At 68.4% G+C, this 23,793-nt stretch carries 18 protein-coding genes; 12 read left to right on the forward strand and 6 right to left on the reverse strand.

Annotated elements, in window-relative coordinates; all coding sequences use genetic code 11:
• Positions 1-149: 149 nt before the first annotated feature.
• Entirely contained in the window at positions 150-434 is a 285-nt protein-coding gene (locus SYV04_RS37630; RefSeq protein WP_321550883.1) for a hypothetical protein, read from the reverse strand.
• 127 nt (positions 435-561) lie between these two features.
• The gene (locus SYV04_RS37635) at positions 562-1,497 is read right to left on the reverse strand and encodes a LysR family transcriptional regulator (protein ID WP_321550884.1); all 936 of its coding nucleotides are present in this window, start codon (positions 1,495-1,497) and stop codon (positions 562-564) included.
• 146 nt (positions 1,498-1,643) lie between these two features.
• On the opposite strand from SYV04_RS37635, the gene SYV04_RS37640 reads away from it, so the two are divergent.
• Positions 1,644-2,459, forward strand: coding sequence for a type 1 glutamine amidotransferase domain-containing protein (locus tag SYV04_RS37640; RefSeq protein WP_321550885.1), 816 nt, complete (start codon positions 1,644-1,646; stop codon positions 2,457-2,459).
• 128 nt (positions 2,460-2,587) lie between these two features.
• Here SYV04_RS37640 and SYV04_RS37645 read toward each other — a convergent pair whose 3' ends face one another.
• Positions 2,588-3,502: an NmrA family NAD(P)-binding protein gene (locus SYV04_RS37645; protein WP_321550886.1), complete on the reverse strand. Its 915-nt coding sequence runs from the start codon at positions 3,500-3,502 to the stop codon at positions 2,588-2,590.
• 85 nt (positions 3,503-3,587) lie between these two features.
• Here SYV04_RS37645 and SYV04_RS37650 point away from each other — a divergent pair, with 85 nt between their 5' ends.
• From SYV04_RS37650 to SYV04_RS37660, 3 genes are all read left to right on the forward strand, one after another.
• Entirely contained in the window at positions 3,588-4,196 is a 609-nt protein-coding gene (locus tag SYV04_RS37650; protein ID WP_321550887.1) for a TetR/AcrR family transcriptional regulator, read from the forward strand.
• Positions 4,197-4,340: 144 nt separating this feature from the next.
• Positions 4,341-5,285 carry a fatty acid desaturase gene (locus tag SYV04_RS37655; RefSeq protein ID WP_321550888.1) on the forward strand — a complete coding sequence of 315 codons (945 nt, stop codon included), beginning with the start codon at positions 4,341-4,343 and terminating at the stop codon, positions 5,283-5,285.
• A 483-nt stretch (positions 5,286-5,768) separates the two neighbouring features.
• Positions 5,769-7,253, forward strand: coding sequence for an FAD-dependent monooxygenase (locus tag SYV04_RS37660; protein ID WP_321550889.1), 1,485 nt, complete (start codon positions 5,769-5,771; stop codon positions 7,251-7,253).
• Between the two features lie 30 nt (positions 7,254-7,283).
• Here the strand turns inward: SYV04_RS37660 and xth are convergent, their stop codons facing one another.
• Complete coding sequence (gene xth / locus SYV04_RS37665; protein WP_321550890.1) at positions 7,284-8,246, reverse strand: exodeoxyribonuclease III; 963 nt, start codon at positions 8,244-8,246, stop codon at positions 7,284-7,286.
• A gap of 122 nt (positions 8,247-8,368) precedes the next feature.
• On the opposite strand from xth, the gene SYV04_RS37670 reads away from it, so the two are divergent.
• The 5 genes from SYV04_RS37670 to SYV04_RS37690 all read left to right on the forward strand — a co-directional run bounded on the left by SYV04_RS37670 (position 8,369) and on the right by SYV04_RS37690 (position 14,815).
• Positions 8,369-9,355: a hypothetical protein gene (locus SYV04_RS37670; protein WP_321550891.1), complete on the forward strand. Its 987-nt coding sequence runs from the start codon at positions 8,369-8,371 to the stop codon at positions 9,353-9,355.
• 572 nt (positions 9,356-9,927) lie between these two features.
• Positions 9,928-11,730, forward strand: a complete 1,803-nt coding sequence (locus SYV04_RS37675) for a CotH kinase family protein (RefSeq protein ID WP_321550892.1) — start codon at positions 9,928-9,930, stop codon at positions 11,728-11,730.
• A 303-nt stretch (positions 11,731-12,033) separates the two neighbouring features.
• Positions 12,034-12,705, forward strand: coding sequence for a dihydrofolate reductase family protein (locus tag SYV04_RS37680; RefSeq protein ID WP_321550893.1), 672 nt, complete (start codon positions 12,034-12,036; stop codon positions 12,703-12,705).
• Between the two features lie 266 nt (positions 12,706-12,971).
• Positions 12,972-13,850, forward strand: coding sequence for an alpha/beta fold hydrolase (locus SYV04_RS37685; protein ID WP_321550894.1), 879 nt, complete (start codon positions 12,972-12,974; stop codon positions 13,848-13,850).
• Positions 13,851-13,921: 71 nt separating this feature from the next.
• Positions 13,922-14,815: a putative adhesin gene (locus SYV04_RS37690; protein WP_321550895.1), complete on the forward strand. Its 894-nt coding sequence runs from the start codon at positions 13,922-13,924 to the stop codon at positions 14,813-14,815.
• Positions 14,816-14,847: 32 nt separating this feature from the next.
• On the opposite strand, the gene SYV04_RS37695 is transcribed toward SYV04_RS37690, so the two are convergent.
• Positions 14,848-16,158 carry a serine/threonine protein kinase gene (locus tag SYV04_RS37695; RefSeq protein ID WP_321550896.1) on the reverse strand — a complete coding sequence of 437 codons (1,311 nt, stop codon included), beginning with the start codon at positions 16,156-16,158 and terminating at the stop codon, positions 14,848-14,850.
• Between the two features lie 68 nt (positions 16,159-16,226).
• The gene (locus SYV04_RS37700; RefSeq protein ID WP_321550897.1) at positions 16,227-16,718 is read right to left on the reverse strand and encodes a hypothetical protein; all 492 of its coding nucleotides are present in this window, start codon (positions 16,716-16,718) and stop codon (positions 16,227-16,229) included.
• A gap of 101 nt (positions 16,719-16,819) precedes the next feature.
• Here SYV04_RS37700 and SYV04_RS37705 point away from each other — a divergent pair, with 101 nt between their 5' ends.
• The 3 genes from SYV04_RS37705 (at position 16,820) to SYV04_RS37715 (ending at position 23,765) form a co-directional block, all read left to right on the forward strand.
• Positions 16,820-17,827, forward strand: coding sequence for an alpha/beta fold hydrolase (locus SYV04_RS37705; RefSeq protein WP_321550898.1), 1,008 nt, complete (start codon positions 16,820-16,822; stop codon positions 17,825-17,827).
• 157 nt (positions 17,828-17,984) lie between these two features.
• Complete coding sequence (locus tag SYV04_RS37710; RefSeq protein ID WP_321550899.1) at positions 17,985-21,650, forward strand: two-component regulator propeller domain-containing protein; 3,666 nt, start codon at positions 17,985-17,987, stop codon at positions 21,648-21,650.
• Between the two features lie 30 nt (positions 21,651-21,680).
• A complete protein-coding gene (locus tag SYV04_RS37715) occupies positions 21,681-23,765 on the forward strand; it encodes a HEAT repeat domain-containing protein (protein WP_321550900.1) in 2,085 nt (694 codons plus the stop codon).
• Positions 23,766-23,793 lie beyond the last annotated feature (28 nt).

Consider the following 23,793-nt stretch of genomic DNA (forward strand, 5'->3'; position numbering starts at 1 on the left):
CCTCGTGAAGTATGGACCGTGGAAAGGTTATCGAGCGCAGAGGGCTACAAGTTGCGGAGCCTCAGACGAAAAAGGGCTGTGGCTCGGGGTAGGTTCGGCGCGCGGCGTACGCGGCCGCTGAGGCCGCGACGCCCGAGCCAGCCGTGGGATCAAGGACAGCCGCAGTACCAGTACTCGGTGTAGGTGCTCGTCTGGCACCCACTCTGGGCCACGCGGCCGTCACAGAAGTAATACGCCAGGCCGCACTCCACACCGTTGGAGTAGAAGTACTGGGCGTAGTGGACCGACTTGTTGGTGCAGGCCAGGGCGGACACCTCGTCCTGGGACTCGGCCGGGGCGGCTTCGAGCGTGGCCTCTTCCGGGACGTCCTCCATCGCGCCCCCGCAGCCCGCGACCAGCCCTGCGAACATCAGCGCTCCGATCATTCCTCGCATGCATCCTCCTAGTGTGAAGCCTGGTGAGAGGCACATCGAGAATAGCCCGGATTCCATCTGAACCACGCGATAACCGCTGACGCATCACGTCATGGCCTGCTTCTCCGGGAGGGGGATGCCGTGGGCTTCAACCGCGCCGAGCGGACTCACGCTTCACAGTCGTGCTCAGCGCCTGCCGGACAGCGCGGAGCCGGGCGGACTCCTTCATGCCCTCGCGCCATGCCAGGAAGAGGGTATTTCCCGCGGCGCGCTGGCGCGCATGCTGCCCGGGGGCCGGTTCGAGCAGCAGCACCCGTCGCTCCGCGAGTGCAGCCGTGACGAGGTAGTCGGGCAGTACCACCAGCGCCACGCTTGCCTCCGCCAGCGCCAGCAGCTCCTCCAGGCTGGCCATTCGGCAGACGATGCGCTCGGGGAGCGCCGCCTTCGGGCCGAAGGAGGCGCGCCACCAGGGCAGGTGCATGGCCATGTCCTGGTCGAAGACGGCCCAGCGCTGCGCCTGGAAGTCCGTCAGCGTGCGCGGCTGGCCCCACCGCTTCACATACGCTGGCGCGCCCACGGCCACGAAAGTCTCACGAGCCAGGGGCACCGTCTTGATTCCAGGCAGCTGTGCGGGCCGGCCGAGGATGACCAGGTCCAGTGCGCCCTCGTGTAGCCGCCGCTCCAGCACACTGGGCACGTTGAACTCCACATCCACCTGGAGCCCGTCATGCGCGGCGAGCAAGGGGGGCAGGCGTGAGCGCAACCCATGGGCCCAGAAGGGGCGCGGTGCGCCCACGCACACCCGCCCACGCACCTGGGTGAAGTCCTCACGCAGGCTCGCCAGCGCATCGTCGATGCGGGCCAGCTCGGGCTTGAGCGTCTCCAGCAGGGTGGTGCCAGAGGGCAACAGGCGCACGCGCCGTCCCAACCGCTCGAAGAGGGGCTGGCCCAGCTGGGCTTCGAGCGCCCGCACTTTCTGGGAGATGGCCGAGACGCTGACGTGCTCACGACTGGCCGCGGCGGCGAAGGTGCCGGCTTCGGCCGCTGCCACGAAGGTGCGTAGCAGCTCATAGCGGATGCTCACGGGCTCCTCGCCTCCAGGGACGCTGTGAAGTAGCGCTTCACAAGCATTGAAGCGATGGGCTATTTCGTACGCAAGCCAGCGCGGGCATTTAGAGCGTGCGGTCCGGGCGAGCCCGCCGACCGGTCACTCACAGGAGCCTTGTTCGCATGTCTACCCCCTCGTGCCTTGCACTGCTCACGCTGTTGGTGAGCACCCCTGTTCTCGCGGCCAATGACGCCACCGCCGGTGGTGCCGAAAGGAAACACGCCATGAAGATGCTCATCGTCCTCACCAGCCACGACCAGCTGGGCAACACCGGCCGCAAGACCGGCTTCTACCTGTCGGAGCTCACCCACTCGCTCGACGTCTTCCAGCGCGCCGGCATCGAGGTGGACCTCGCCAGCCCCAAGGGAGGCCTGCCCCCGATGGATGGAGTGGACCGCGGCGATGCGATCAACAAGACGTTCCTGGAGGACAAGGGCTGGATGGCACGGCTGGAGAAGACAACGCGGTTGGAGGACGTGGACCCCTCGCGCTACGACGCGGTCTACGTGCCAGGCGGCCACGGCACCATGTACGATCTGCCGGACAACGCTCGCCTACAGGCGATCCTCGCGGCGGTGTACACGCGCGGTGGAGTGGTGGCGGCGGTGTGCCACGGTCCGGCGGCGTTGGTGAACGTGAAGCTCGAGGACGGCAGCTACCTGGTGGCGGGCAAGAGCGTGTCCTCCTTCACGGATGAGGAAGAGACCGCGATGAAGCTCACCCAGGCCATGCCTTTCCTGCTCGAGTCGAAGTTGCGTGAGCGCGGGGGCCGCTTCGGCAAGGCGCCCAACTTCAAGCCCCACGTGGCGACCGCCGAGCGGCTGGTGACCGGGCAGAACCCTGCCTCCGCCGCGGGCGTGGCCAGCGAGGTGGTGCGCTTGATGCGAGCGGTTCCCATCACCGCCCCGCGCGCGGCTGCCACGGTCGAGGCGCGCTGAGCGGTGACGAGTGCCTCGGCACGCTGGCCTGGGTCGCCATCCAAATTGTCCATGCGCTCCCAGGCTGCTCTGGAACGTGCCATCCACGCTCATGGAGAAGAGCATCTCGGGCAAGCGCTGACGCGCGGTCAGGCCATCCCGCGCTGCTGGCGGGCCCACGTCTCGAAGCTCATGGGAGAGAGTCCGTAGGAGCGGGCGATCTCGGGCCGGGCCAACACCGGGGCGACGTTCATGTACGTCATGCCCTGCGCCACGCCGGGATGCAGTCCGGCGGCGACGGCCTCCTCGACCGTGCCCGCCTGCACGACGTACTCCTTGCCGTCGAGGCGCGAGAGGATCTCGGCGATCTGAGGAACCGTGAGCAGGTCGCCTGCGAGCTGCAGCGTCACACCTTTGAACCTGGCGGGATCGTTGATCGCCGCCGCGGCTGCCTTGCCGATGTCCTCCGGGGCGATGAGCCCGAGGGGTTGATCGGTCTTGATCACCGTCACCAGCCGGCGCCCGTCAGCGAAGCCGGCGGGATCGAGCATGGGGTGGTCCATGAAGGTGGCGGGCAGGATGATGGTCCAGCGGTCGAAGCCGGCGTTGCGCACGAGCTCGCAGGTAGCGAGCTTGTTCTCCCAATAGGTCTCGTGGGACTTCCAGCGACCCTCGGCCCAGCCCTCGACGTTGCGGTGGTCGCCGACACCTGACGTCGCGGTATGCACGAACGTGCCGACGCCTTCGGCCACCGCGGCCTCGACGAGGTTTTTCCCCTGCTCGCGCTCCTTGCTGTAGTCAATGCCGGTCGCGGAGACGATGGGCGACTGCATCGAGAACACCGCCCGTGCCCCGGCGCAGGCGGCGCGCAGCGACTGCGGCTCGTCTAGATCCCCGACGACCACTTCGGCGCCAGCCGCCGCGAGGGCCTTCGCGTTCGGCGCGTCCGGGTTGCGCACCATCACCCGCACCGAGGTGCTGCCTTCGGCCAGCAGCGCCCGGGCGGTGGCGCCGCCCTGTCGCCCTGTGGCGGCGGTTACGAGAACGAGATTGCGGCTGCTCATCCGGGCCTCCTGTAAGTGGGGTGCCCCACCGTTTAGACTTCGGTGGCAAGATACGGAGGCCCACCCCGTTTGTCGAGGAGAGGTCGTGGATCGTGTGAAGACGTTGCGAGCGGACGGCCAACGCAACCGGGAGCGGATCGTCGCCGCCGCCACGGAGCTGGTCGCCAGGGATGGCGCGCAGGCGTCGCTCGAGGAGATCGCGCGGCGAGCGGGGGTGGGCTCCGCGACCCTGCACCGGCACTTCCCGTCGCGGCGGGCGCTGTTGGAGGTGGTATTCCGCGCTGGCGTCGAGCAGCTCTGTGCGTGGGCAGCCGCGCAGCCGGGCGAGGACCCAGGCGCTGAGCTGGCTGCCTGGCTCGAGGAGCTGACGGTTTACACCGCGACCCACCGCGGGCTTGCCGCTGCGCTGCTGGCCGGCCCGGATGGCCTCTCGCCAGAAGAGATCTGCTGCACCGACATGTTGCTCGACGTGGTGAAGGTTCTGGTGGCACGGGCCTCGTCCGTGGGCGCGCTTCACGCCGGCGCCACTCCGGAGGACTTGATGCTCTTGGCGAACGCGATCGCCGTCGCCACCGAAAACGAGCCGACCACCGCGAGCCGGCTGCTGCGCCTCGCGCTCACCGGCATCCGGTCTGAAAACCGGAACGGTACCCCTTCTCGGCCGGGTCGGGCTCGGTCGCCGACGAAGAAGTAGGTGCTCGCGCTCTTCGCTGTCGACACCGAACCGATAATAGGGAAGGACGCCCCTGTACCCGCAAGGGGGGTGGCGGTAGCGCACCCGAGCGCCCAGCGCGGTATGTGTGCCCATCCCCTTGGGTGCTGAGGTACCGTTGGCGCCATGTCCAACGGCTTCATCTGGTCCAGCGGGGACGAACCGCACGTCGCGCGGCGGCGCGAGATGCTTCGCACGCATCCCGAAATCAAGGAACTCTACGGCCCGTGCTCGCGCACGAAGTACGTCTGCACGCTGCTCGTCGGGCTGCAGCTCTCGCTCGCCTTCCTGCTGCGTGACGCGCCCTGGTGGCTGATCGTTCTGGTCGCCTATACGGTGGGCGGAGTGATCAACCAGGCGCTCCTCCTGGCCATTCACGAGCTCTCTCACAATCTCGCGTTCCGCAAGCCCTGGCACAATCGCGTGTTCGGCGTCTTCATCAATCTGCCCGTGGGTGTGCCGGTCGCGGAAACGTTTCGCTACTACCACCTGCGCCATCACGCCCATCAGGGTGACGAGCGGCTCGACACGGATCTCCCCACGGAGTTCGAGGCACGCTTGCTGCGCCATCGCGCGATCAAACTGCTCTGGCTCTCTTGCCAAGGCTTTGCCTACGCGCTCCGCCCGCTGTTCGTGGATCCAAAGAAGCCGGGGGCCTCCGAGATCGCGAACCTCCTCGTGCAGGTCGCGTTCAACGTGGCCGTGTTCTATTTTTGGGGCGGCAAAGCGCTTGCCTATCTGCCGATCAGTTCATTGATCGTCATGGGGCTTCATCCGATTGCCGGACACTACATCTCGGAGCACTACGTCTTCCGCGAAGGGCAAGAGACGTACTCGTACTACGGGCCGCTCAACGTGCTCGCATTCAATGTCGGCTACCACAACGAGCACCACGACTTCCCCTACATTCCTGGCTCGCGCCTGCCGAAGCTACGAGCGATGGCGCCGGAATTCTACGACGGTCTCATGTCGCACAAATCGTGGACGGCGACGCTTTGGAACTTCGTCATGCGCCCCAGCCTGGGCGGTTACAGCCGCGTCAAGCGGCGCGTGGAGCGGCGGCGAGGCTAGCGCCCAGACTCCTGCCGCGCACCTGGTGGGAGCACGAACTGGCACGCGTGGAGCCTCCTCGCCATGGCGCCCGCGCGCCGGGAGCCATCACTTTCGCTCGACGGTGTGCCGGGTTCGCATAAAGGTTCTCCGTCACGTCCATGTCCCTATGTGCCGGGCCTCAAGCGCGATGATTGGCCACTGGAAGATCCCAAGGGCAAGCACTTCGTAGATGCGCGCCCTGCCCCATGGCGACGCGGGGTCCACCAATCAGGCGTCCCGGGAGTCGCATTCCGAGCAGCCCAGCAATCTTGAAGGGTCTTGCTCAGCTGCGTGGCATTGCGCTTTGGAGGGGGCGTTTCGCTTCGGGGAGGCGCATGCGAGACGCGACATCTCCCCTTGCTACTTCCGGTTGTATGCCACGACCCGGGGATTGCCACAAGCCCCCCTCTGTGAGGCACAGACGCCGGCCGCACGCGAAAACCCGCGGGCGCGGAGGACCCCATGCACAACGAATCCGGACGCAGTGTGGCCACGAACAACCATGCAGTGCTGATCGCCGGCGGAGGCCCGACGGGCCTGATGCTGGCAGCAGAGTTGGCGTTGGCGGGGATCGACGTCGCCGTCGTCGAGCGTCGCGTGGACCAGGAGCTCCCCGGGTCACGCGCTGGCGGCCTGCACGCCCGCACGATCGAGGTGTTCGATCAGCGGGGCGTCGCCGAGCGCTTCCTCTCGCAGGGGCAGATCATGCAGGTCGCGGGCTTCTCGTTCATCCCGCTCGACATCAGCGACTTCCCGACGCGCCACAACTACGGGCTCGCGCTCAGGCAGGCTCGCATCGAGCGCATCATGGCCGAGTGGGTCGCCGAGCTGCCGGTGACATTCTATCGAGGGCGTGAGGTGACGGGGTTCGCGCAGGACGACACCGGCGTCGACGTCGAGCTGTCGGACGGTGCCTCGCTCCGGGCGAAGTACCTCGTCGGGTGCGACGGAGGTCGGAGCCTGATTCGCAAGAAGGCCGGGATCGACTTCCCCGGCTGGGACGCGTCGACCAGCTTCCTCATCGCCGAGGTCGAGATGACCGAGGAGCCCGCGTGGGGCATCCGCCGTGGAGAGAAGGGCGTCAACGCCATCGGCAAGATCGACGACGGGAAGCGCGCCGGCGTCGTGCTGGTCGAGCCGCAGGTCGGCGACAGAATCGAGCCGACCCTGGAGGACCTGCGCGCGGCGCTGATTGCGGTCTACGGGACCGACTTCGGTGTTCGCAATCCGACCTGGCTCTCCCGATTCTCCGACATGGCTCGGCAGGCGGCGGCTTACCGGGAGCGACGGGTGCTCCTCGCCGGCGACGCGGCGCACGTGCATGCCCCCACGGGCGGACAGGGACTCAACATCGGCGTGCATGACGCCGTGAATCTCGGCTGGAAGCTCGCGCAGGTGGTGAAGGGCCTCTCGCCGGAGACCCTCCTCGACACCTACCACGCCGAGCGGCACCCCATCGGTGCCCGCGTGCTCCGACTGACGATGGCCCAGATCGCCCTCGGCCGCGGCGACGATCGCACCGAGGCCCTGCGCGAGAACATGGCCGAGCTGCTGAAGATGGAGCAGCCTCGCAAGCAGTACGCCGCGATGATGTCGGGCCTCGACGTCCACTACGACCTCGGTGCGGGGCACCCGCTGCTCGGGCGGCGCATGCCCGACCTCGAGCTGAGCACGGAGAGCGGTCCGAAGCGCGTGTTCTCGCTGCTGCACGAGGCCCGACCGGTCTTCCTCAACCTCGGCGCGCCGGGCGCCTTCGACATCACTCCGTGGGCGGAGCAGGTTCGGCGGGTCGATGCCCGATACACGGGCGCGTGGGAGCTCCCGGTGCTCGGTGCGGTCACTGCGCCCTCGGCCGTTCTGATTCGGCCCGATGGCCATGTCGCGTGGGTGGGAGACGGCACGGATTCGGGGCTGCGTGACGCGCTCACCAAGTGGTGCCGAGCATAAAAACGCCGTCCGGTACCATCGCGTGGAGATTCAGCCCTTCAGCCGGATCCAGACCGGCGCGTGGTCGCTGGGCTTCTCGCGGCCACGGTACTCGGCATCCACTTCCGCCGCGACCAGGCGTGGCACCAACGAGGGCGTGAGCAGCAGGAAGTCCATGCGGAAGCCTGCATTGCGGCGGAACGCTTCGTGGTTCACCCAGAAGGAGTACACGCGCTCCTTCGGGTGCAGCTGTCGCGTGGCATCGACCCAGCCTTGCGAAAGCAGGCGCGCGTACTTCTCGCGCGTCTCGGGCTGCAGCACCGCGTCGAATCGCCACGTCCCCGCGTTGTAGATGTCGTTGTTGGTCGGCACCACGTTGAAGTCGCCCGCCAGGACCACCGGGAGGCCCGAGTTCATCAGCGTTTGAGCGTGTGCGATCAGACGCTCCATCCAGCGCTGCTTGTAATCGAAGTTGGGGCTTGGCACCGGGTTGCCATTCGGCAGGTACACCGACGCGATGCGCAGGCCGTGAAGGTCGGCCTCGAGGTAACGCGCCGCCACGTCTCCGGGGTCACCGGGCAAGCCACGCCGCACTTCGACGGGCGTTTCGCTGCGCGCGAGGATCGCCACGCCATGGTGCGAACGCTGCCCGTGCCAGATGGCGCGGTAGCCGGCATCCTCGATCGCCTTGGCAGGGAAGGTCGCATCCCCCGTCTTGATCTCCTGCAAGCAGGCAACGTCGGGCCGCGTCTCCGCCAGCCACTCCAACAGGCGCGGCAGCCGACCCTTGACTCCATTGACGTTGAAGGTGGCGATCTTCAGTCCCTTGAGACCACGGCGCGCGCGAGCTCCTTCATCGCGCCGCCGCGGGCCTCGAGCACCGGGCTGCCCAGCACGCCGAGTCCGCCCAGCCTGTGCCACGGGTCCATCGGAACCGGGGCGCCGCGGTCGATGCCCACCTCGCGGCGCGTCGAGCTCCTTACCCAGCTGGAAGTTCAGGCCTGGCAGGTCCATGGAGTCTCCTTGGCTGCCGTAAGGATGCCCACGCAGTTTCGGCAGTGCCACCGCGCTCCCGCGTACACAAGAAATTCGCGGAGGAGCGACTACACTCCCCGAGAACTGGTCCAGGGGGCCTCTTGAGCAACGACATCTTGGCTGCACCCGAGCCAGCGCCCACCGAGACGCCGTGGGCGCTCGCACAACGCTTGGTGGAGCAGGGCCTCCCGGCCCCCACCGTGCGCGAGCGACTGCTGCAGGCGGGCCTGCCGGACGAGGATGTGACGACGCTGCTGCGCGCGCTGCGCCTGAAGTCCGTGGCGGGCCCTGGGGAGCGGCGCGGACCGGCCCAGGAGCCCAGTGAGCTGGGCGTCCTCGTGGGGGTGGTGAAGGCGGGGCTGGCCGCCAACACCTTCCTCGCCACGGGAGAGACCGGCGCGGGGAAGCAGGCGCTGCGCGACCTCATGCAGGTGACCCACGGCTTCATGGGCGCAGAGCTGGTCGATGCACCCGTGGTGCTCGAACCGATGAAGGGAGCGCCCTCGGCGCAGACTGCCCCGGAGGCGGCTGCCTTCGAGGTGGCGGACGGCACGCCGCGCTGTCGGGTACACCCACAGTTGCCCTCGATAGGCACCTGCCCACGCTGTGGCGCCCTGGCGTGTTACACCTGCGCGCCGAAGAAGGGCTTCAGCACCACCGGGTTCTGCGCCGCCTGCGAGCGGCACCCCGCGGTGCATGAGGACCGGGTGCGAAAGGCCGCTCGGCTCCTGGGGATGGCGGTGGGCCTGGAGGCCGCGCTGCTCCTGGCGCTCATGCTCTTCGCTCCGCTGCTCGATACGTTCCAGCGCTCCTGGGAGCTGCCCATGGCCTTCGAGGTGGCGCTGAGCCTGCCCTTCGTCGCGCTGGGCCTGGCACAGGGGCTCGTGCGTCACCCGTGGCCCGGAGCCGCGGGCGTCATCCTCTCGGGCGGGTTGATGCTCGCCACCCTCTTCACCGCCCAAGGAGAGGTGCCTGCTGAACTCCTTCTGCTCCTGATCGCCCCCATGGCCGTCATGCTCTTCGCGCTCGAGCGGCTGACCACGCGACGCAAGGACTGGCGCGAGGTGTCGGGCATGAAGGCGACCTGAGGCGGCGCGCGCCCCATGCGCCCGGCAGGTGGCTTGTACACGGCCATGGGGTGCCCCCAAGCCGCTCGGCCAGGGCCTGCATCGAGAGCTGTCGAAGCCCCTCGCCGCGGGCGAGCTCGACGCCGGCCGCCACCACGAGCGAGCGGGAGCGTCGTGGACGAGGCGCGCGAACTCGGCGTGGCTTGCGCTCCTGGGAAGGCATGCGCTCGAGCCTGGTCGCGCAGGAGGGCTGAAAGGGGCCCGCGCCTCCGCCCGGACGCATGGGAGGAGGCGTCAGGAGGGTTCAGACCCGTTGTCCGTCTGGCGTGATCCACCGGCTCGGCCGTTCTTCCCCCTCTTCTCGTCTCAGACGAGGCACGACGAGCAATTACGAATAATCTTCCTCCTTTGACACCAGCCGTGTCCCGAATGGGAACGCGAGCGGTCTACCCTTTGTCCACCTCTGGAGAGTGTCAGTGCCCTGGAAGGCAGGTGAGATGCTCGCCAGGCTGGGCATGCCCTTTGAACCCTCCCCGCTGTCAGGCGGAGCACAGAGCTTTGTCTTGGCGCCTGCTCTTCGGGGAGAGGAATCCATGCGTTCAATTCTGGTCGCTATCCTGGGAGCGCTGCTGCTCGCCTCCTGTGAGTCCACGGGAAACCACGCTCGCGAACCCGAGGAGCTCCCCGAGGTGGAGCCCGGACCGCAAGCGCCTGAGTCGCCCGCGCAGCCCGCTCCCCTCGAGCCGCCTTCCCCTCCCGAGTCGCCCACACCACCCGAGCCGCCGGCGCCGGAGCTCCCTTCGACTCCTCCTCCGCCGACTTGGCCCGCGTTGCAGTCGCAGGTGGAGCACTTCGAGATTTTCTTCGATCAAGCCACCTGGAAGCTCATCACCCAGCCCAGCACCGCGAAGGCCTACGCTCCCGGCCGCTTCAAGGCGCGCGGGGTGGAGTACGAAGTCGGGGTGCGTCTGCGCGGGGATCAGGCCCGTGAACACCCCAAGCTGAGCTGGAAGGTGGAGCTGCCCGACGGGATCAAGCTCGATGGCGCCAGGCGGTTCAACTTCATGGCCGAGTGGCTGGATGCGGGCCTGCTCGGCGATGTCTTCTCCTATGAGCTGATGACGGGCGCGGGAGCCCTCGCTCCCCGGGCGCGCTACGCCACCCTCTCGGTGAATGGCAAGTTCGAGGGGATCTTCACCATGGTGGAGCAGGTGGACAAACCATTCCTGAAGGTCCACGGCCTGTCCTCCGACGGGAGCATCTACCGGTGTGGCGCTCGCGACTGCGAGATGAAGATCACCCCGAAGGCGCACTACCAATATCCCTGGGACAAGAAGACCAACGAGGACCAGCCCTGGGATGACCTGAATACCTTCCTCAATAAGGTGTCGCGCACCCCCGAGCACGAGTTCGAGGATTTCCTCCGAGAGAGCCTCGAGCTGGATGAGTACCTGCGCTACATGGCCGCCGGAGTGCTCATCAGCATCAGCGGCATTGACGACTCAGGCAGCTATCTGGTGCGCGATCCGGAGCGGGGGAAGTGGCACTACGTGCCCTGGGATCTCAACAACAGCATGCTGATGTACTACCGCATGGAGCAGGTCGGCGCCGTTCCGATCACGACGATGCCCATTCCTGCCTTCACCGCCTACGACACGCGGATGGAGCGGATCTACCAACACAAGGAGAGCAAGTTCGGTGGGGCGCACCTGCCCTTCAGCGCGCTGAGCCAGCGCATCTGGGATCGTCCCGCCCTCCGCCATCGGGTGCTCGACTACGTAGAGGAGTTGCTGAACACCGTCTTCACCGAGGAGGCGGTGGCCCAGCGCGTCGACGGCCAGCACGCAATCATCCGGGAGCTGTTGCCGAAGGACCCCTATGTCCTGCTCCCGCAGGCCCATTACGCCCCCGAGTACCTCAAGCGGTACGTCGCGGGCCGGCGGGCCTTCCTCCTGGCGCAGATCCCGCTGGAGCGGCGCCGCGGCGAGGGAGGCGTGGTCATCAACAGCTTTGGCATCCTGCCGGGCACGGCCGTCAACGCCGAGGGGTCCGCAGAGGGCTATATCGACCTCTACAACCGCGAGGACACGCCCGTGAACGTGGGAGGGATGACCGTCACTGATCAGCTGAGCCGCCAGTTCAAGCACCGGCTGCCCCAGGGGTTGGTCGTGCCAGCCCACGGGACGCTGCGGCTCATCGCGGACGGAAGACCCAGCGCTGGTCCAACCCATCTGCCTTTCAAGCTCCAGACCCGAGGCGGCGAACTGGGGCTCTTCGACGGCAACCGGATGACCGGGGTGGTGGACCTCACCTTCCATGCGCCGCTGACTCCAGGCCAGGCCTATGGGCGCCTGCCGGACGGGGCGGAGAGCTGGGGCTGGCGTCCGGCGCAGTGAAGGGGATGCCCTCTGGTGCCCCATCGAACCCACGGCAAGGCGGAAGCAAAACCCCATGTTGATGGACAGGCCGCGCCGCCCCAAGATCATTCGCTACTCCATGCCGGTTTATCCCGGCGCACTAAATGTTCGCCGGGCCCCGTCGTGACCGGCGAGACCACTCGCTCAGTGAGGCGCTGGAAGGGGCCCGCGCCTCTGTCCGGACGCATGGGAGGCGGCCTCAGGAGGGTCTCAGACCCCTTGTCCATCTGACTGGATGAAAGCGGCTCGTTCGTCCTAGGGTCAGGGCAAGGAGAGTGACCCATGCGGAAAATCATCGTCGGCGCCATGGTTTCGATGGATGGCGTGATGCAGGCGCCGGGCGGACCGACCGAGGATCCGACCCAGGGGTTCAAGTTCGGCGGCTGGGTGATGCCTTATTTCGAGCAAGAATTCGGCGAGGAAGTCGACCGCCTCTTCAGCGAGAAATTCGATCTCCTGCTCGGTCGCAAGACCTACGAGATTTTCGCTGCGTATTGGCCGTACTACGACGAAGACGCTCGCGATGGCGGCATCGCGAAGCACTTCAACGAGGTCAAGAAGTACGCGGTTTCGCGCTCGGGCGCGGTGGATACGAGTTGGCAGGGCTCCGTGCTCCTGCGCGACGTCGCCGACGTGAAGCGTCTGAAGCAGGAAGACGGGCCCAACCTCGTCACGCAGGGCAGCACAGAACTCGTCCATGCGCTCCTAGCCAACGACCTCGTCGACGAGATGACCCTCTTCACCGTCCCGGTCGTTCTCGGCGGCGGCAAGAAGCTGTTCGCCGACGGCTCCGCGCCACACAGCTACAAGCTGACCCGATCGCGCATCTCGAGCAACGGCCTCGTGATCGCCCACTACGAGCGCGGCGGCGAGATCAAGATCGGCGACACCGCGCTCGATAAGCCGAGCAAGGCCGAGGAAGCACGCCGGGAGCGAATGAAGCGCGAGGGCTAAAGGTTGCCGACGCCGTCGATCCGGTGAGCACCCGAAGCGCGTCACAGCCGTGATGGTGCGCACGAGAGCGGCGTCGTGTGCCTAGGGAGTGGCCCCTCGGCCGGGGCTAGCCTCGGCTTCTGTCAGGGCAGGCCCAGTTCCGGCCAGATTGCCCCATCGGCGAGGGTATTTCCGGAATCGGACGCGCTCGGGTCGGACCACCGATGAGTTTTTCGGGCTCGCGGCGTCCAAGGGCCAAACGCGACCTCACCCCCTGGAGATGAATCATGACCGAGCCGACCACCCACACCCTGAAGGTTCCCGGTGCCGTGCTGACCTACGATGTGCGCAGGAACACCTCGAGCAAGGAGCCCGTCCTCCTCATGATCGGGTCTCCGATGGGCGCCGCGGGGTTTCGCACCCTGGCAGGGCACTTCACCGAGCGCACGGTTGTCACCTATGACCCCCGCGGAGTGGAGCGGAGCACGAAATCCGATGACAAAGCCGAGTCGACTCCCGACCAGCATGCGGATGACCTGCACCGGCTGATCGACGCGCTCGGCGCTGGGCCCGTCGACATCTTCGCCAGCAGCGGGGGCGCCGTGAATGCGCTCGCGCTGGTGGCCCTCCATCCCCAGCAGGTCCGGATGCTCATCGCGCACGAGCCGCCGTCCGCGCAGGTTCTGCCCGATCGCGAGGCGGCACTCGCGACCTGCCGCGCCATCCACGACACCTACCACCGCCGTGGATGGGGCGCGGGAATGGCGCACTTCATCGCCGTCGTCAGTCACAAGGGCCCGTTCGCGCGAGATTTTGCTCAGCAGCCGCCGCCGGAGCCCGCGATGTTCGGGCTGCCCCCCGAGGACAACGGCTCCCGAAATGATCCGATGTTCGCGCACAACCTGCTCTCCTGCACGCACTACCAGCACGACTTCGGCGCCCTGAAGAAGGCGTCGACCCACATCGTCATCGGCGCTGGCGTGGAGTCCGAGGGCGAGCTGGCGAGCCGCGCGGCACATGCCGTGGCCGAGCGGCTGGGCTCGAGTCCCGTCATGTTCCCGAGCAACCACGGCGGCTTCCTGGGCGGCGAGTACGGCCAGAGCGGCGCCCCGGATGCCTTCGCCGCCAAGCTGCGGGAGGTTCTCGTCCAGGTTGCGTACACCTGAGCCAGAACAAGAGCGCCGAGGGCCGGGCAGGGAAATTGCCCACGGGTGGGCGGGCCTCAAGAATCCGCGGCATGCCCACTGTGAAGGTGCCCGTCGGCGAACACCTCTATGTCTGGACGAACCGCGCCCAGAACGAGCCTCCGGACTCGTGCCTCATCTCCTCGCACGGTCTGAAGTACATGGTGAACATCGCCCGCAGTGCCTCCTTCGAGGTACCGCGGGGCACGCGGATCATCTTCTATGCCGACGAGAACCGCTTCCTCAAAGACCCCGGCATCCAGAGCATGCTCGAGCGCCGCTACGCGGAAGCCGAGACATTCGAAGCGGGCGAGGACTGCCCCAACTACGAGCTGACGAAGTTCCAGGGCTACCACACGGGCATGGTGGGCACGATGCTGCCCATCTTGAAGAAGCTCCATCTGAAGCTGGGTGGCATCTCCGCGCAGGAGCAGACGGGCTGGGAGACCTATGCCGCCATCATCGCGTCGATGGACACCCTACGAAACGACTCCCGCGTGGAGCGCACCACCCAGCGCCAGACCCTGAATCAGGTGACAGGCAGGATCCGTCAGCTCGACAGTCAGGCCACACATTATACCAACCTGGAGACCACGCTCTCCCAGGCCCCGTATGAGGATCTGCTCGAGCAGGCCGCGCTCCGCTGGACCCGGATCGCGAAGCAGACCGCCATCGATGATGGGCGGATGCTGAAGGTCAGCCGCGATGCCCTGAAGAAGGAACTGCAGCGGCTCAACGAGATTCTCTACAACCCGCCCATGGACATGGTCACGGTCCGCTACCGGCCCTTCAAGTTTGCCATCAGCCTGAAGCAGGCGGTGACGGCGCTCCGAGGTGCGGGGTACAACTATCGGGAGATCCACTGCTCCTTCTGCCGTGGCAGCTTCGCCGACGGCGTCGCCGAGGCGTTCGGCCAGGACCGCTCGATGAACGCTCGGCTCAAGTAGCTCACCTACCGGCACTTCTCCTTTGAACCTGGTTACCGAGGCTCCGAGGTCGCGGGCGGCTTCGGCACGAGGACCGGGTAGTAACAGACGCCTCTCCACTCGTAAGCCACGTCGCTGCACGGTGGCTTCGAGTCTTCCGGCCTTACCCAGCACCCGCCGTTGATCTCCACCTCGCGCTTGCACGGGGGACGCGCCTGTCCTGGCAGCGGCTTCTTCGGCATCTCGAGGCTGAGCGCCTTCGGTGTGGGCTCTGGCCTCTCCACGGGCGCACGGAGCGTGAGCGAATCCTTCGCAAGACCCGCGGTGCCAGCATCCTCCCCTTCCCTCCCAGGATTCTCCGCCCATCGCCAGCTCGTGGCCCACCACCCACAGAAGGCCAGCACGGCAATGACAGCTACTGCGGCGACAAGTCCCCTCCGCCACATGCGCACGGGACGAGGGGACCCCGTTGTTTCCCGAGCGGAGCGCTGGAGCATGGGCAGATCCGCCCGACGTCCTGCCGTCTCCGCCGCCTTCTCGAGCGCCGTGGCGACCCGTGCCGCGCTGCCTCGTGCCGAGGGCTCCTCCGCGAGCATCTGGCGGATGAGCCCCGCCAACTCCGGGTACATGAAGCTCCCTACCTCGGGCTCCACCCCAGGCGCTGGATAGCTCCCCGTCACCAAGCGGTAGGCCGTCACGCCCAGCGCGTACACGTCATCCGTGGGGCTCGGCTCATAGTGAGCCCCTTGTTTGCGCCAGTGAAGCCACTGGAAGCGCAGTGCCTCGGGGCTTCGGTACGGAGCCGTTCCCGGAGGCAGCACCTCCCGCGTCAGCGGACGCGCCCCGAGGATGTCGCCCGCCCCGAAGTCCAGGAGCATGGCCCGCCCATCCTCGGGCCGCACCCGCACGTTGGCTCCCTTTACGTCCCGGTGCAGTCCGCCCACTCCGTGCGTGGCTTCCAACGCCCGCGCCACTTGAGCCAGCACCCGCAGCACCTGCCGCGAGGTGCGGTCGCGCCCTTCCGCCCATTCGTACAGCGGCACGCCATGCACCCACTCCATGACGAGGAACGGGAAAGGACCGGCCGGATGGGCCCACAGCCCTCGGTCCCTCAGGCGTGGCACATGAGGATGCTCGTGGATGCGCGAGAGCAGCTCCACCTCTCGCTCGAAGCGGGGGTCCATCGGGTGGAGGGCCAACTTCAGCGCACAAGGCTCGGCACCTCCTTCGCCCACACGCTCGACACGGTAGACGGCCCCATATGCGCCCTTCCCGTGCCACTCCAGCACGCGCCAATCTCCTACCTCCGTCCCGCTGGGGAGGCAGGCAGGTTCCAGCTCGCCCATGGTGCCGTGTGGTGCCATCCGGGTCCTTATGCTCTCCTTACCCTACCTTGAAGGTAGGCAGGTGAGTACCCACTTCAATTCCGAATTCAGGGCAGCGGCGAGGTGACGTAGTCCCTGCCCGAGTCATGGCAGCCGTGACAGGTGCCGTGGCCACGACCGTAGTAGTTGTTGGAGTAGTCCGGCCCAAACCCCTCGTAGAAGATCCACGTGTCCTTGCCCGCTCCCTCGGAGATCTTCACGTCCAGGGCGTGCCCCCGCAGCGTCTTCCCGTCGTTTTCGTACAGCTCCTTCACCAGGATGCTGCCCATCGGATGGGTGGCATTGCCCGCGCGTAACGAGCCCGTGACGGTGTCGTTGAAGAAGACTCGCACCTTGCTGCCGTGCGGGGCCCGCGTCTCGTGGATGGAAGGCTCGGCGAGCCATTGCTTGTACCGCCCTTCGCGCACGAAGGCGGTGATGCCTGCCTCGGAGGTGTCGAGTTCCTGGACGACGCCCAGGCCCTCGTCCACCGTCGACGAAGGCCCACAGGCGCTGGCGAGCATGAACAGGACGGACAGAGCAGCGGCACGAAGGGGCATCGGACATTCCTCTCGGGAGTTGTCCTCATTACGGCGGCAGCCCTCAGCCGGTTACCAATGAGGCGAGCCCGCAGCGCTCTGGGGCGTTACTTTCGGGCCCCATGCGATACCTCCTTCCGATAGCAGCCCTTCTCCTGCTCGCCACGGGCTGTGCGACCACTCCCGCCGCTGCCGCGCGCGGGTTCGACCCCGAGCTGACCGGCTACACCTATCCCTTCCCCGTCCATGAGTTCGCCTTCGACTCGCAGCGGCAGCAGTTGCGCATGGCCTACATGGACGAGCGCCCGGCCGAGTGGAAGGGCCGTACCGTGCTCCTGCTCCACGGCAAGAACTTCTCTGGCTCCTCCTGGGAGCCGACGATGAAGGCGCTCGTCGCGCGGGGCTACCGCGTCGTCGTGCCCGACCAGATCGGCTTTGGCAAGTCGACCAAGCCCGCCACCTATCAGTTCTCGTTCGCCCAGCTCGCCACCAACACCCGCGCGCTGCTCGACTCCCTTGGCATCGAGCGCGTGAGCGTGGTGGGCCACTCCATGGGCGGAATGCTCGCGGTGCGCTTCGCGCTCCAACACCCCGAGCGGCTCGACCAGCTCCTGCTCGTCAACCCCATCGGGCTGGAGGACTACGAGGACCTCGTGGCCTACCGCCCCATCGATGAATGGTACCGCCAGGAGCTCGCCGCCACCCCGGAGAGTCTGCGCGAATACCAGCGCCAGAGCTACTACGCTGGCGAGTGGAAGCCCGAGTACGAGCGCCTGCTGGAGCCACAGGCCGGGTGGACCCAGCACCCGGACTACGCCCGGGTCGCGTGGTGCTCGGCGCTCACCTACGACATGATCTTCACCCAGCCGGTGGTGCATGACCTTCCGCGCTTGAGGGTCCCCACCCTCCTCATCATCGGCCAGCGCGACCGCACCGCGCTCGGACGGCCCTGGGCCAAGCCCGAGGTGGCTCCGACGATGGGCGACTACCCGAAGCTGGGCCGCCGCACGGCCGAGGCCATCCCCAACGCGAAGCTCGTCGAGTTCCCCGGCGTCGGACACCTGCCGCAGATCGAGGCCTTCGACCGCTACATCGAGGCGCTCGGTCAGTTCCTCGACACGGGGACCTGAGGCGAGAGCGGCACATGGACGTCCTGGGAGCTGAGCGCCGGTGTGTGGAAAGCGCTCCTCCACCACACCACGGAGCTTCCCTAAACCCCTTGAGGTGGGCTTCTTTGCCCAACCCTTGGCACCCCGGCTAGCGTGCGGACCCGTCAGGTCCCCGCGCATGCGCTCCGCCCCCCGCAGCACCCGCAGCGAGCCTTCCTTCCGCCGCGCCTCCCACCGGCGCGGCGGAGGGCTCGTCGTGGCGGGAGTGCTCGCGCTGCTGCTCGCCAGCGCCCCGAGCGCCTGGGCCCTGGACCCCAGCAAGTCGCTGCTCCAGTTCCCCCGCCGCGTCTGGCAGACGCCGGACGGGCTGCCGCAGAACGCCATCCAGGCCCTGGCGCAGACGCCGGACGGCTACCTCTGGGGCGGCACCTGGGAGGGCCTGGTGCGCTTCGACGGGGTGCGCTTCACCACCTTCGACCGCATCAACACGCCCGAGCTCCAGGGTCGCTCCATCCAATGTCTGGCCACCGCCCCGGATGGGACGCTGTGGATCGGCACCGAGGTGGGCCTCACCGGCATGCGCGAGGGGCGCTTCTTCCCCGTCGTCGCTCCACCCGACATTCCCCTGCGCAACATCCACACGCTGCGGGCCACCCGGGATGGCAGCCTGTGGATCGCCACCACCGGCCAGGGGCTCCTGCGCTTCTTCCAGGGCCGCTTCCAGGTGTGGAACAGCGACAACGGGCTGTCCAGCGACCGCGTCCAGGCCTTCGTCGAGGATGCTCGGGGCACCCTCTGGGTGGGCACCACCGCGGGCCTGCACCGCTGGGATGGCACCGCGCTGCACCCGGCGCCCCTCTTCGATGGGCCCCAGCCCCCCGTGCATTCGCTCGTGGTGGACAAGGACGACACGCTCTGGGCTGGCACCGAGCAGGGCATCGTGTACCGGCTCGAGGCGGGACGCATGCGGCCGGTGCCCGAGGCGAGCCTGCCCGGCGCTCCCATCGAGGCCATGCTCGCGGACCGGCCCGGCACCCTCTGGGTGGGCAGCACGGGCCGCGGGCTCTTGCGCCTGGCCTATGGTCAGCGCTCCACGCTGGATGCCTCGCAGGGGTTGTTGAGCAACACCGTCGCCTCCCTGTTGGAGGACTCCGAGGGCAACATCTGGATCGGCGCCGCGGAGGGGGGGCTGCACCGCCTCAAGGATGCGCTCTTCACCTCCCTGGGTCCGCCCGAGGGGCTGCCTCAGCGGGTGGTGTCCTCCATCCACGAGGCCCCGGACGGCAGCCTCTGGTTCGCCAGCCTCGGCAACGGTGTCACCCGCTGGTTCGGCGGGAAGATGACCACCTATACGACGCGCGAGGGGCTCATCCACGATCGGGTCCGCTCCATGGCTCCGGCGCGCGAAGGGGGCGTGTGGTTCAGCGCGCAGACGGGCGTCAGCCTCTGGCGCGCGGGTGCCTTCACCCTCTCGATCGGCACGGAGCAGGGCATGCCTCCGGGGCCGATCCGCGCGGTCTACGAGGACGCCGAGGGCATCCTGTGGGCCGGCACTCCGGAGGGGCTCGCCCGGTGGAATGGGGAGCGCCTCGAAGTCCTCACGCGGAAGGACGGGCTGCCCGGCGACAACATCACCCTGCTGCACCCGCGCCCCGCCGGGGGCTTCTGGGTGGGCACCGCGGGCGGCGGGCTGGCCTACTTCGTCCACGGGCGCCCCACCACCGTGGCGTTCGAGGGCCAGCCGATGTTCAGCGAGCTCCAGGCGCTGCACGAGGAGTCCAACGGCACGCTCTGGCTCGGCACCGACGAGGGGCTCTATCGCTGGAAGGCCGGGCACTTCTCGCGCTTCTCCCGCGCCGAGGGCCTGTTCGATGACCGCATCTTCCAGATCCTCCCGGATGGGCGCGGCTACCTGTGGATGAGCTGCAACAAGGGCATCTTCCGCGTGGCCCACGGAGAGCTCGAGGCGGTGGCCGAGGGCACGCTCGCGCGCGTCACCTCGCACACCTACGGGCAGGATGACGGGATGCGGGCCGAGGAGTGCAACGGGGTGGGTGCCCCGGCGGGCATCCGCGCCCGGGATGGGCGGCTGTGGTTCCCCACCATCCGGGGCGCCGTCGTCCATGACCCTCGCCAGCCCGAGGCCGCCGTGCCCTCGCCTCCGCCGGTGCTCATCGAGGAGCTCCGGGTGGACGGGCAGCCGGTGGCCTCCACCGAGTGGGGACGGATTCCACCGGGCGAGGGCCACGTGGAGATTCACTACACCTCGCCCAGCCTGCGCGCTCCGCAGCGGCTGGACTTCCGCTACCAGTTGGAGGGCATCGACAAGGAGTGGCTGCAGGCTGGCACGCGGCGCGTGGCGTACTACACGCGCCTGCCACCGGGGGACTATCGGTTCCGGGTGCTGGTGGCCTCCACGGACGGCAGCACGTCAGCGCCCGAGACGATGGTGGCCTTCCGCCTGGAGCCGCGCCTCTACCAGACGCTGGGCTTCCGCGTGGTGGCCGCGCTGGCGCTCGTGCTGGGGTTGGTGGGCGCGGTGTGGCTGCGCGTCCAGCGGCTGCGGGTGCGTGAGCGCAGGTTGCAGAAGCGCGTCGCTCAGCGCACCGCGGAGCTGGCCACCGTGAACGCGGACCTGCAGGCCCGGCTCCAGGAGCTCCAGGCCACGCGCGAGCGGCTCGTCCACGCCGAGAAGATGGCGGCGGTGGGCACGCTGGCGGCGGGCGTGGGGCATGAAATCAACAACCCGCTGGCCTTCATCATCTCCAACCTCCACTACGCGACGACGGAGGTGCGGAAGGAGGGGGAGCGCGGCGGTGTACGAACGCCCTGGCAGGACGTGGCGAAGGCGCTGGAGGAGGCGCTGGAGGGCGCCGACCGGGTGCGCCGCATCGTCCAGGACCTCAAGACGTTCTCCCGGGTTCAGCCCGAACAGCCCCAGCGGGTGGAGCTGCACACGGTGCTGGACCTGGCGCTGGCCATCTCGGAGGCGGAGACGCGCCACCGGGCCCGGGTGGTGCGCGACTACGGCGCGCCACCGGCCGTGTTCGGAGACGAGACACGGCTGGGGCAGGTGTTCCTCAACCTGCTGGTCAACGCAGCGCAGGCCATTCCCGAGGGCCACGCCGACACGAATGAGATTCGCGTCACCACGCGCGCGGATGCGCGGGGCCAGGCGGTGGTGGTGGTGAGCGACACTGGCTCGGGCATCTCCCCCGAGGTGCTGCCGCGCATCTTCGAGCCCTTCTTCACCACCAAGCCGGTGGGCGTGGGCACCGGGCTGGGCCTGTCCATCTGCCACTCGTATGTGGAGGCGATGGGTGGCGCCGTCCACGTGCGCAGCGAGCTGGGCCGCGGCACCACGTTCGAGGTGGTGCTGCCGGCCGCCGTGGAGGAGGCGGTGGCACCTCCCGTTCCCAGCGGCGTGCCGGTGAGCGCGGCCGTGCCCCGAGGCCGGCTGCTGATCATCGATGATGAGCCGCTGCTGACGGCGGCCCTGGCGCGCACCCTGGCGCCCGAGCACGAGGTGGAGACCTTCACCCGCGCGGGCCTGGCGCTCGAGCGGCTGCGCGGGGGGGAGCGGTACGCGCTCATCCTGTGTGACTTGATGATGCCGGAGATGACGGGCATGGAGCTCCACGAGACGCTGGCGCGCGAGCTGCCCTCCCAGGCCGAGCGCATGGTGTTCCTCACCGGCGGGGCCTTCACCGAGACGGCGCGCACGTTCCTGGAGCGCTCGCGCATGCCGTGTCTGGAGAAGCCCTTCGAGCCGGATCACCTGCGCGCACGGGTGCGCGAGCTGCTGTCGGGGCGTCCCCCGAGCGCCTCGGTGCCCGCGGCGTAGGTCCTCAGCCCTCCGTGGAGGTTCCTCTCCTTGCTGCCCCCCGATAAAGCGGTGCGCAGGTTGATCCACCACTTCGAAGAGGTGGGCCCCGCATATGAGGAGATGGAGACCATCCCCGTGCGGGAGGTGGCCACGGTGCGTGCGCTGGTGGAGGGGCTCTCCTCTCCGGAGTTCCGCGCGCGGCTGGCGTGTGCCCACGCGCTGGGCCGGGCCACGGTGGAGGAGGACGTGGCGGCCGAGGCCGTCGCACCGCTGCTCGTGGACGAGGAGGAGCTCGTCCAGGCCGCCGCGGGCAAGGCGCTGGGGCAGCTTGCCTCCCGCACCGAGGCGGCCGTGGCTCCACTGCAGCGGGCGCTCGCGTCCGCTGAACGGGATGTCGTGCGGGACACGCTCCAGGGGCTTCAGGCGGGAGGCGGCAGTGCCTCCCCGGAGGTCACCGCGCAGGTGCGGGCCCTGGCGCGGGGCGAGGGTCCCCTGCGGCCCCACGACGAGCGCTGGGGCCCCGAGCTCGAACGAGACGTGGCCCGGGAGGCCTGCCGGGTGCTCTCCCTCTTCCCGGGGGAAGCCACGCGCGAGGCCCTGGAGCGCGCGCTCGACCGCAACGAGGACCTGGACTGGCAGGTGCGCGAGGCCGCGCTGGACTCGCTGCTGAAGCTGGACCCGAGCGTCCGTCAGTCCCTGGGCGCCATCTTGAACATGGTGCGCCGGCGCAGCCGTGCCGCGGATGCGCACTCGGCGGCGCACGAGGTGAGCGCCCTGGTGCAGCGGCTGGACCCAACGCGGGTGGACGCGAGCGCGGTGGTGAAGGCGCTCGCGCGCTGGCCCCTGCCCTCCCATGCGTGGAACGACCCGGCGCCGCTGCTGAGAGACTTCATGCGCCAGCCGACGTTGTCCGCGGAGGCGCTGGCGGAGGTGGGCGCTGGGCTCGAGGACAAGAGCGCCTCCGTGCGAGCCACGTGCGTGGCGCTGCTGGGCTGGGCTGGGGCGAAGGCGCGGCCATGGCGCAACGACTTGCTGACCCGGCTGGATGCCGGTGAGCCCCGACTGCGCGCGGCGGCGGCCGAGGCGCTGGGGAGGTTGGGGGACGCCTCTCCTTCCGTGCTCTCCGCCCTGAAGAAGCACGCGCAGGCACACGCACAGGCAGAGGAGGGCCGTGCGGCACGCGAGGCCCTCGAGCGGCTCGACACGCCAGCCCCCCTGCCCGAGGGAGGAACGGACACGGAGGCGGTGATCCGTGCCTACCTGCCCCATGCCCTCTCGGTGGAGGTGCGCGGCCTGACGGTGCTGCGGGAGGACACGTGGTACTTCGCGTGGAAGCAGGTCCACCAGCCCACGCCCGAGGACGCATGGAGCACGGATGGGGAGCAGGTCGGCCTGGGCGCGCTCCACCTGCCGACCCAGCACCTGGAGACCTCCGCCCTGCCCTGCCCGCTGCCCGCGCGGCCCACGGGAGCCGCGGGCGCCAAGCGGCGCTTCTCCCTGGAAGCCATGGTGGGCGAAGAGCTGGTGTGCCTGCTCGAGCGTCCCTTCATGGACAGCGAGGGCTGGGGCACGCGCAACTTCCTGTTCAGCTTCAAGCCTGACTCGGGCGCGTGGTTCCAGTTCCGCCCCTCCCGCCGTGGAGGGCGGCCAGCGCCCTTGCGTCCTCCCGTGGATGAGCAGGCGGAGGCGCCCGAGCGGACGATCAGCGGAGGGGAGCTGCTCGTCTGGACGGAGGACGGCCGGGAGCTGGCCCTGCACAGCGACTACACGCCCTACCACCTGGACGACTACGAGGTGGCGCCTCAGGTGCAGGACGCCCAGGCACGACGGCGGTGCGCGCAGGAGTCCCAGGAGGCGGGCCACACGCTGCAGGTGGATGTCTCGGCCAGCGAGCCCTGGCTCCTGCAGAGCCCTGGGGCAGAGGGAGTCGCCCCCGTGAAGCTCTATGGGCTGAAGCGCGCGGTACTCGCCCGGGACACGCGCGTGCAGCGCGACGAGCTCCTGGCCCTGCATTGCAGGCGAGCCATCCATGCTCGGGCCGAAGGCCGGCGCTACGTGGTGCTGGCCCTGGAGCTCTCCCGCCGGAAGAAGCCCTCCCTGCCCGCCCTGGTGGTGTTGGAGCTACCACCGTAAGTCCGCTTCACGCTTCTTCACACGCAGA

The organism is Hyalangium ruber (assembly GCF_034259325.1).
GTDB classification, from domain to species: Bacteria; Myxococcota; Myxococcia; order Myxococcales; family Myxococcaceae; genus Hyalangium_A; species Hyalangium_A rubrum.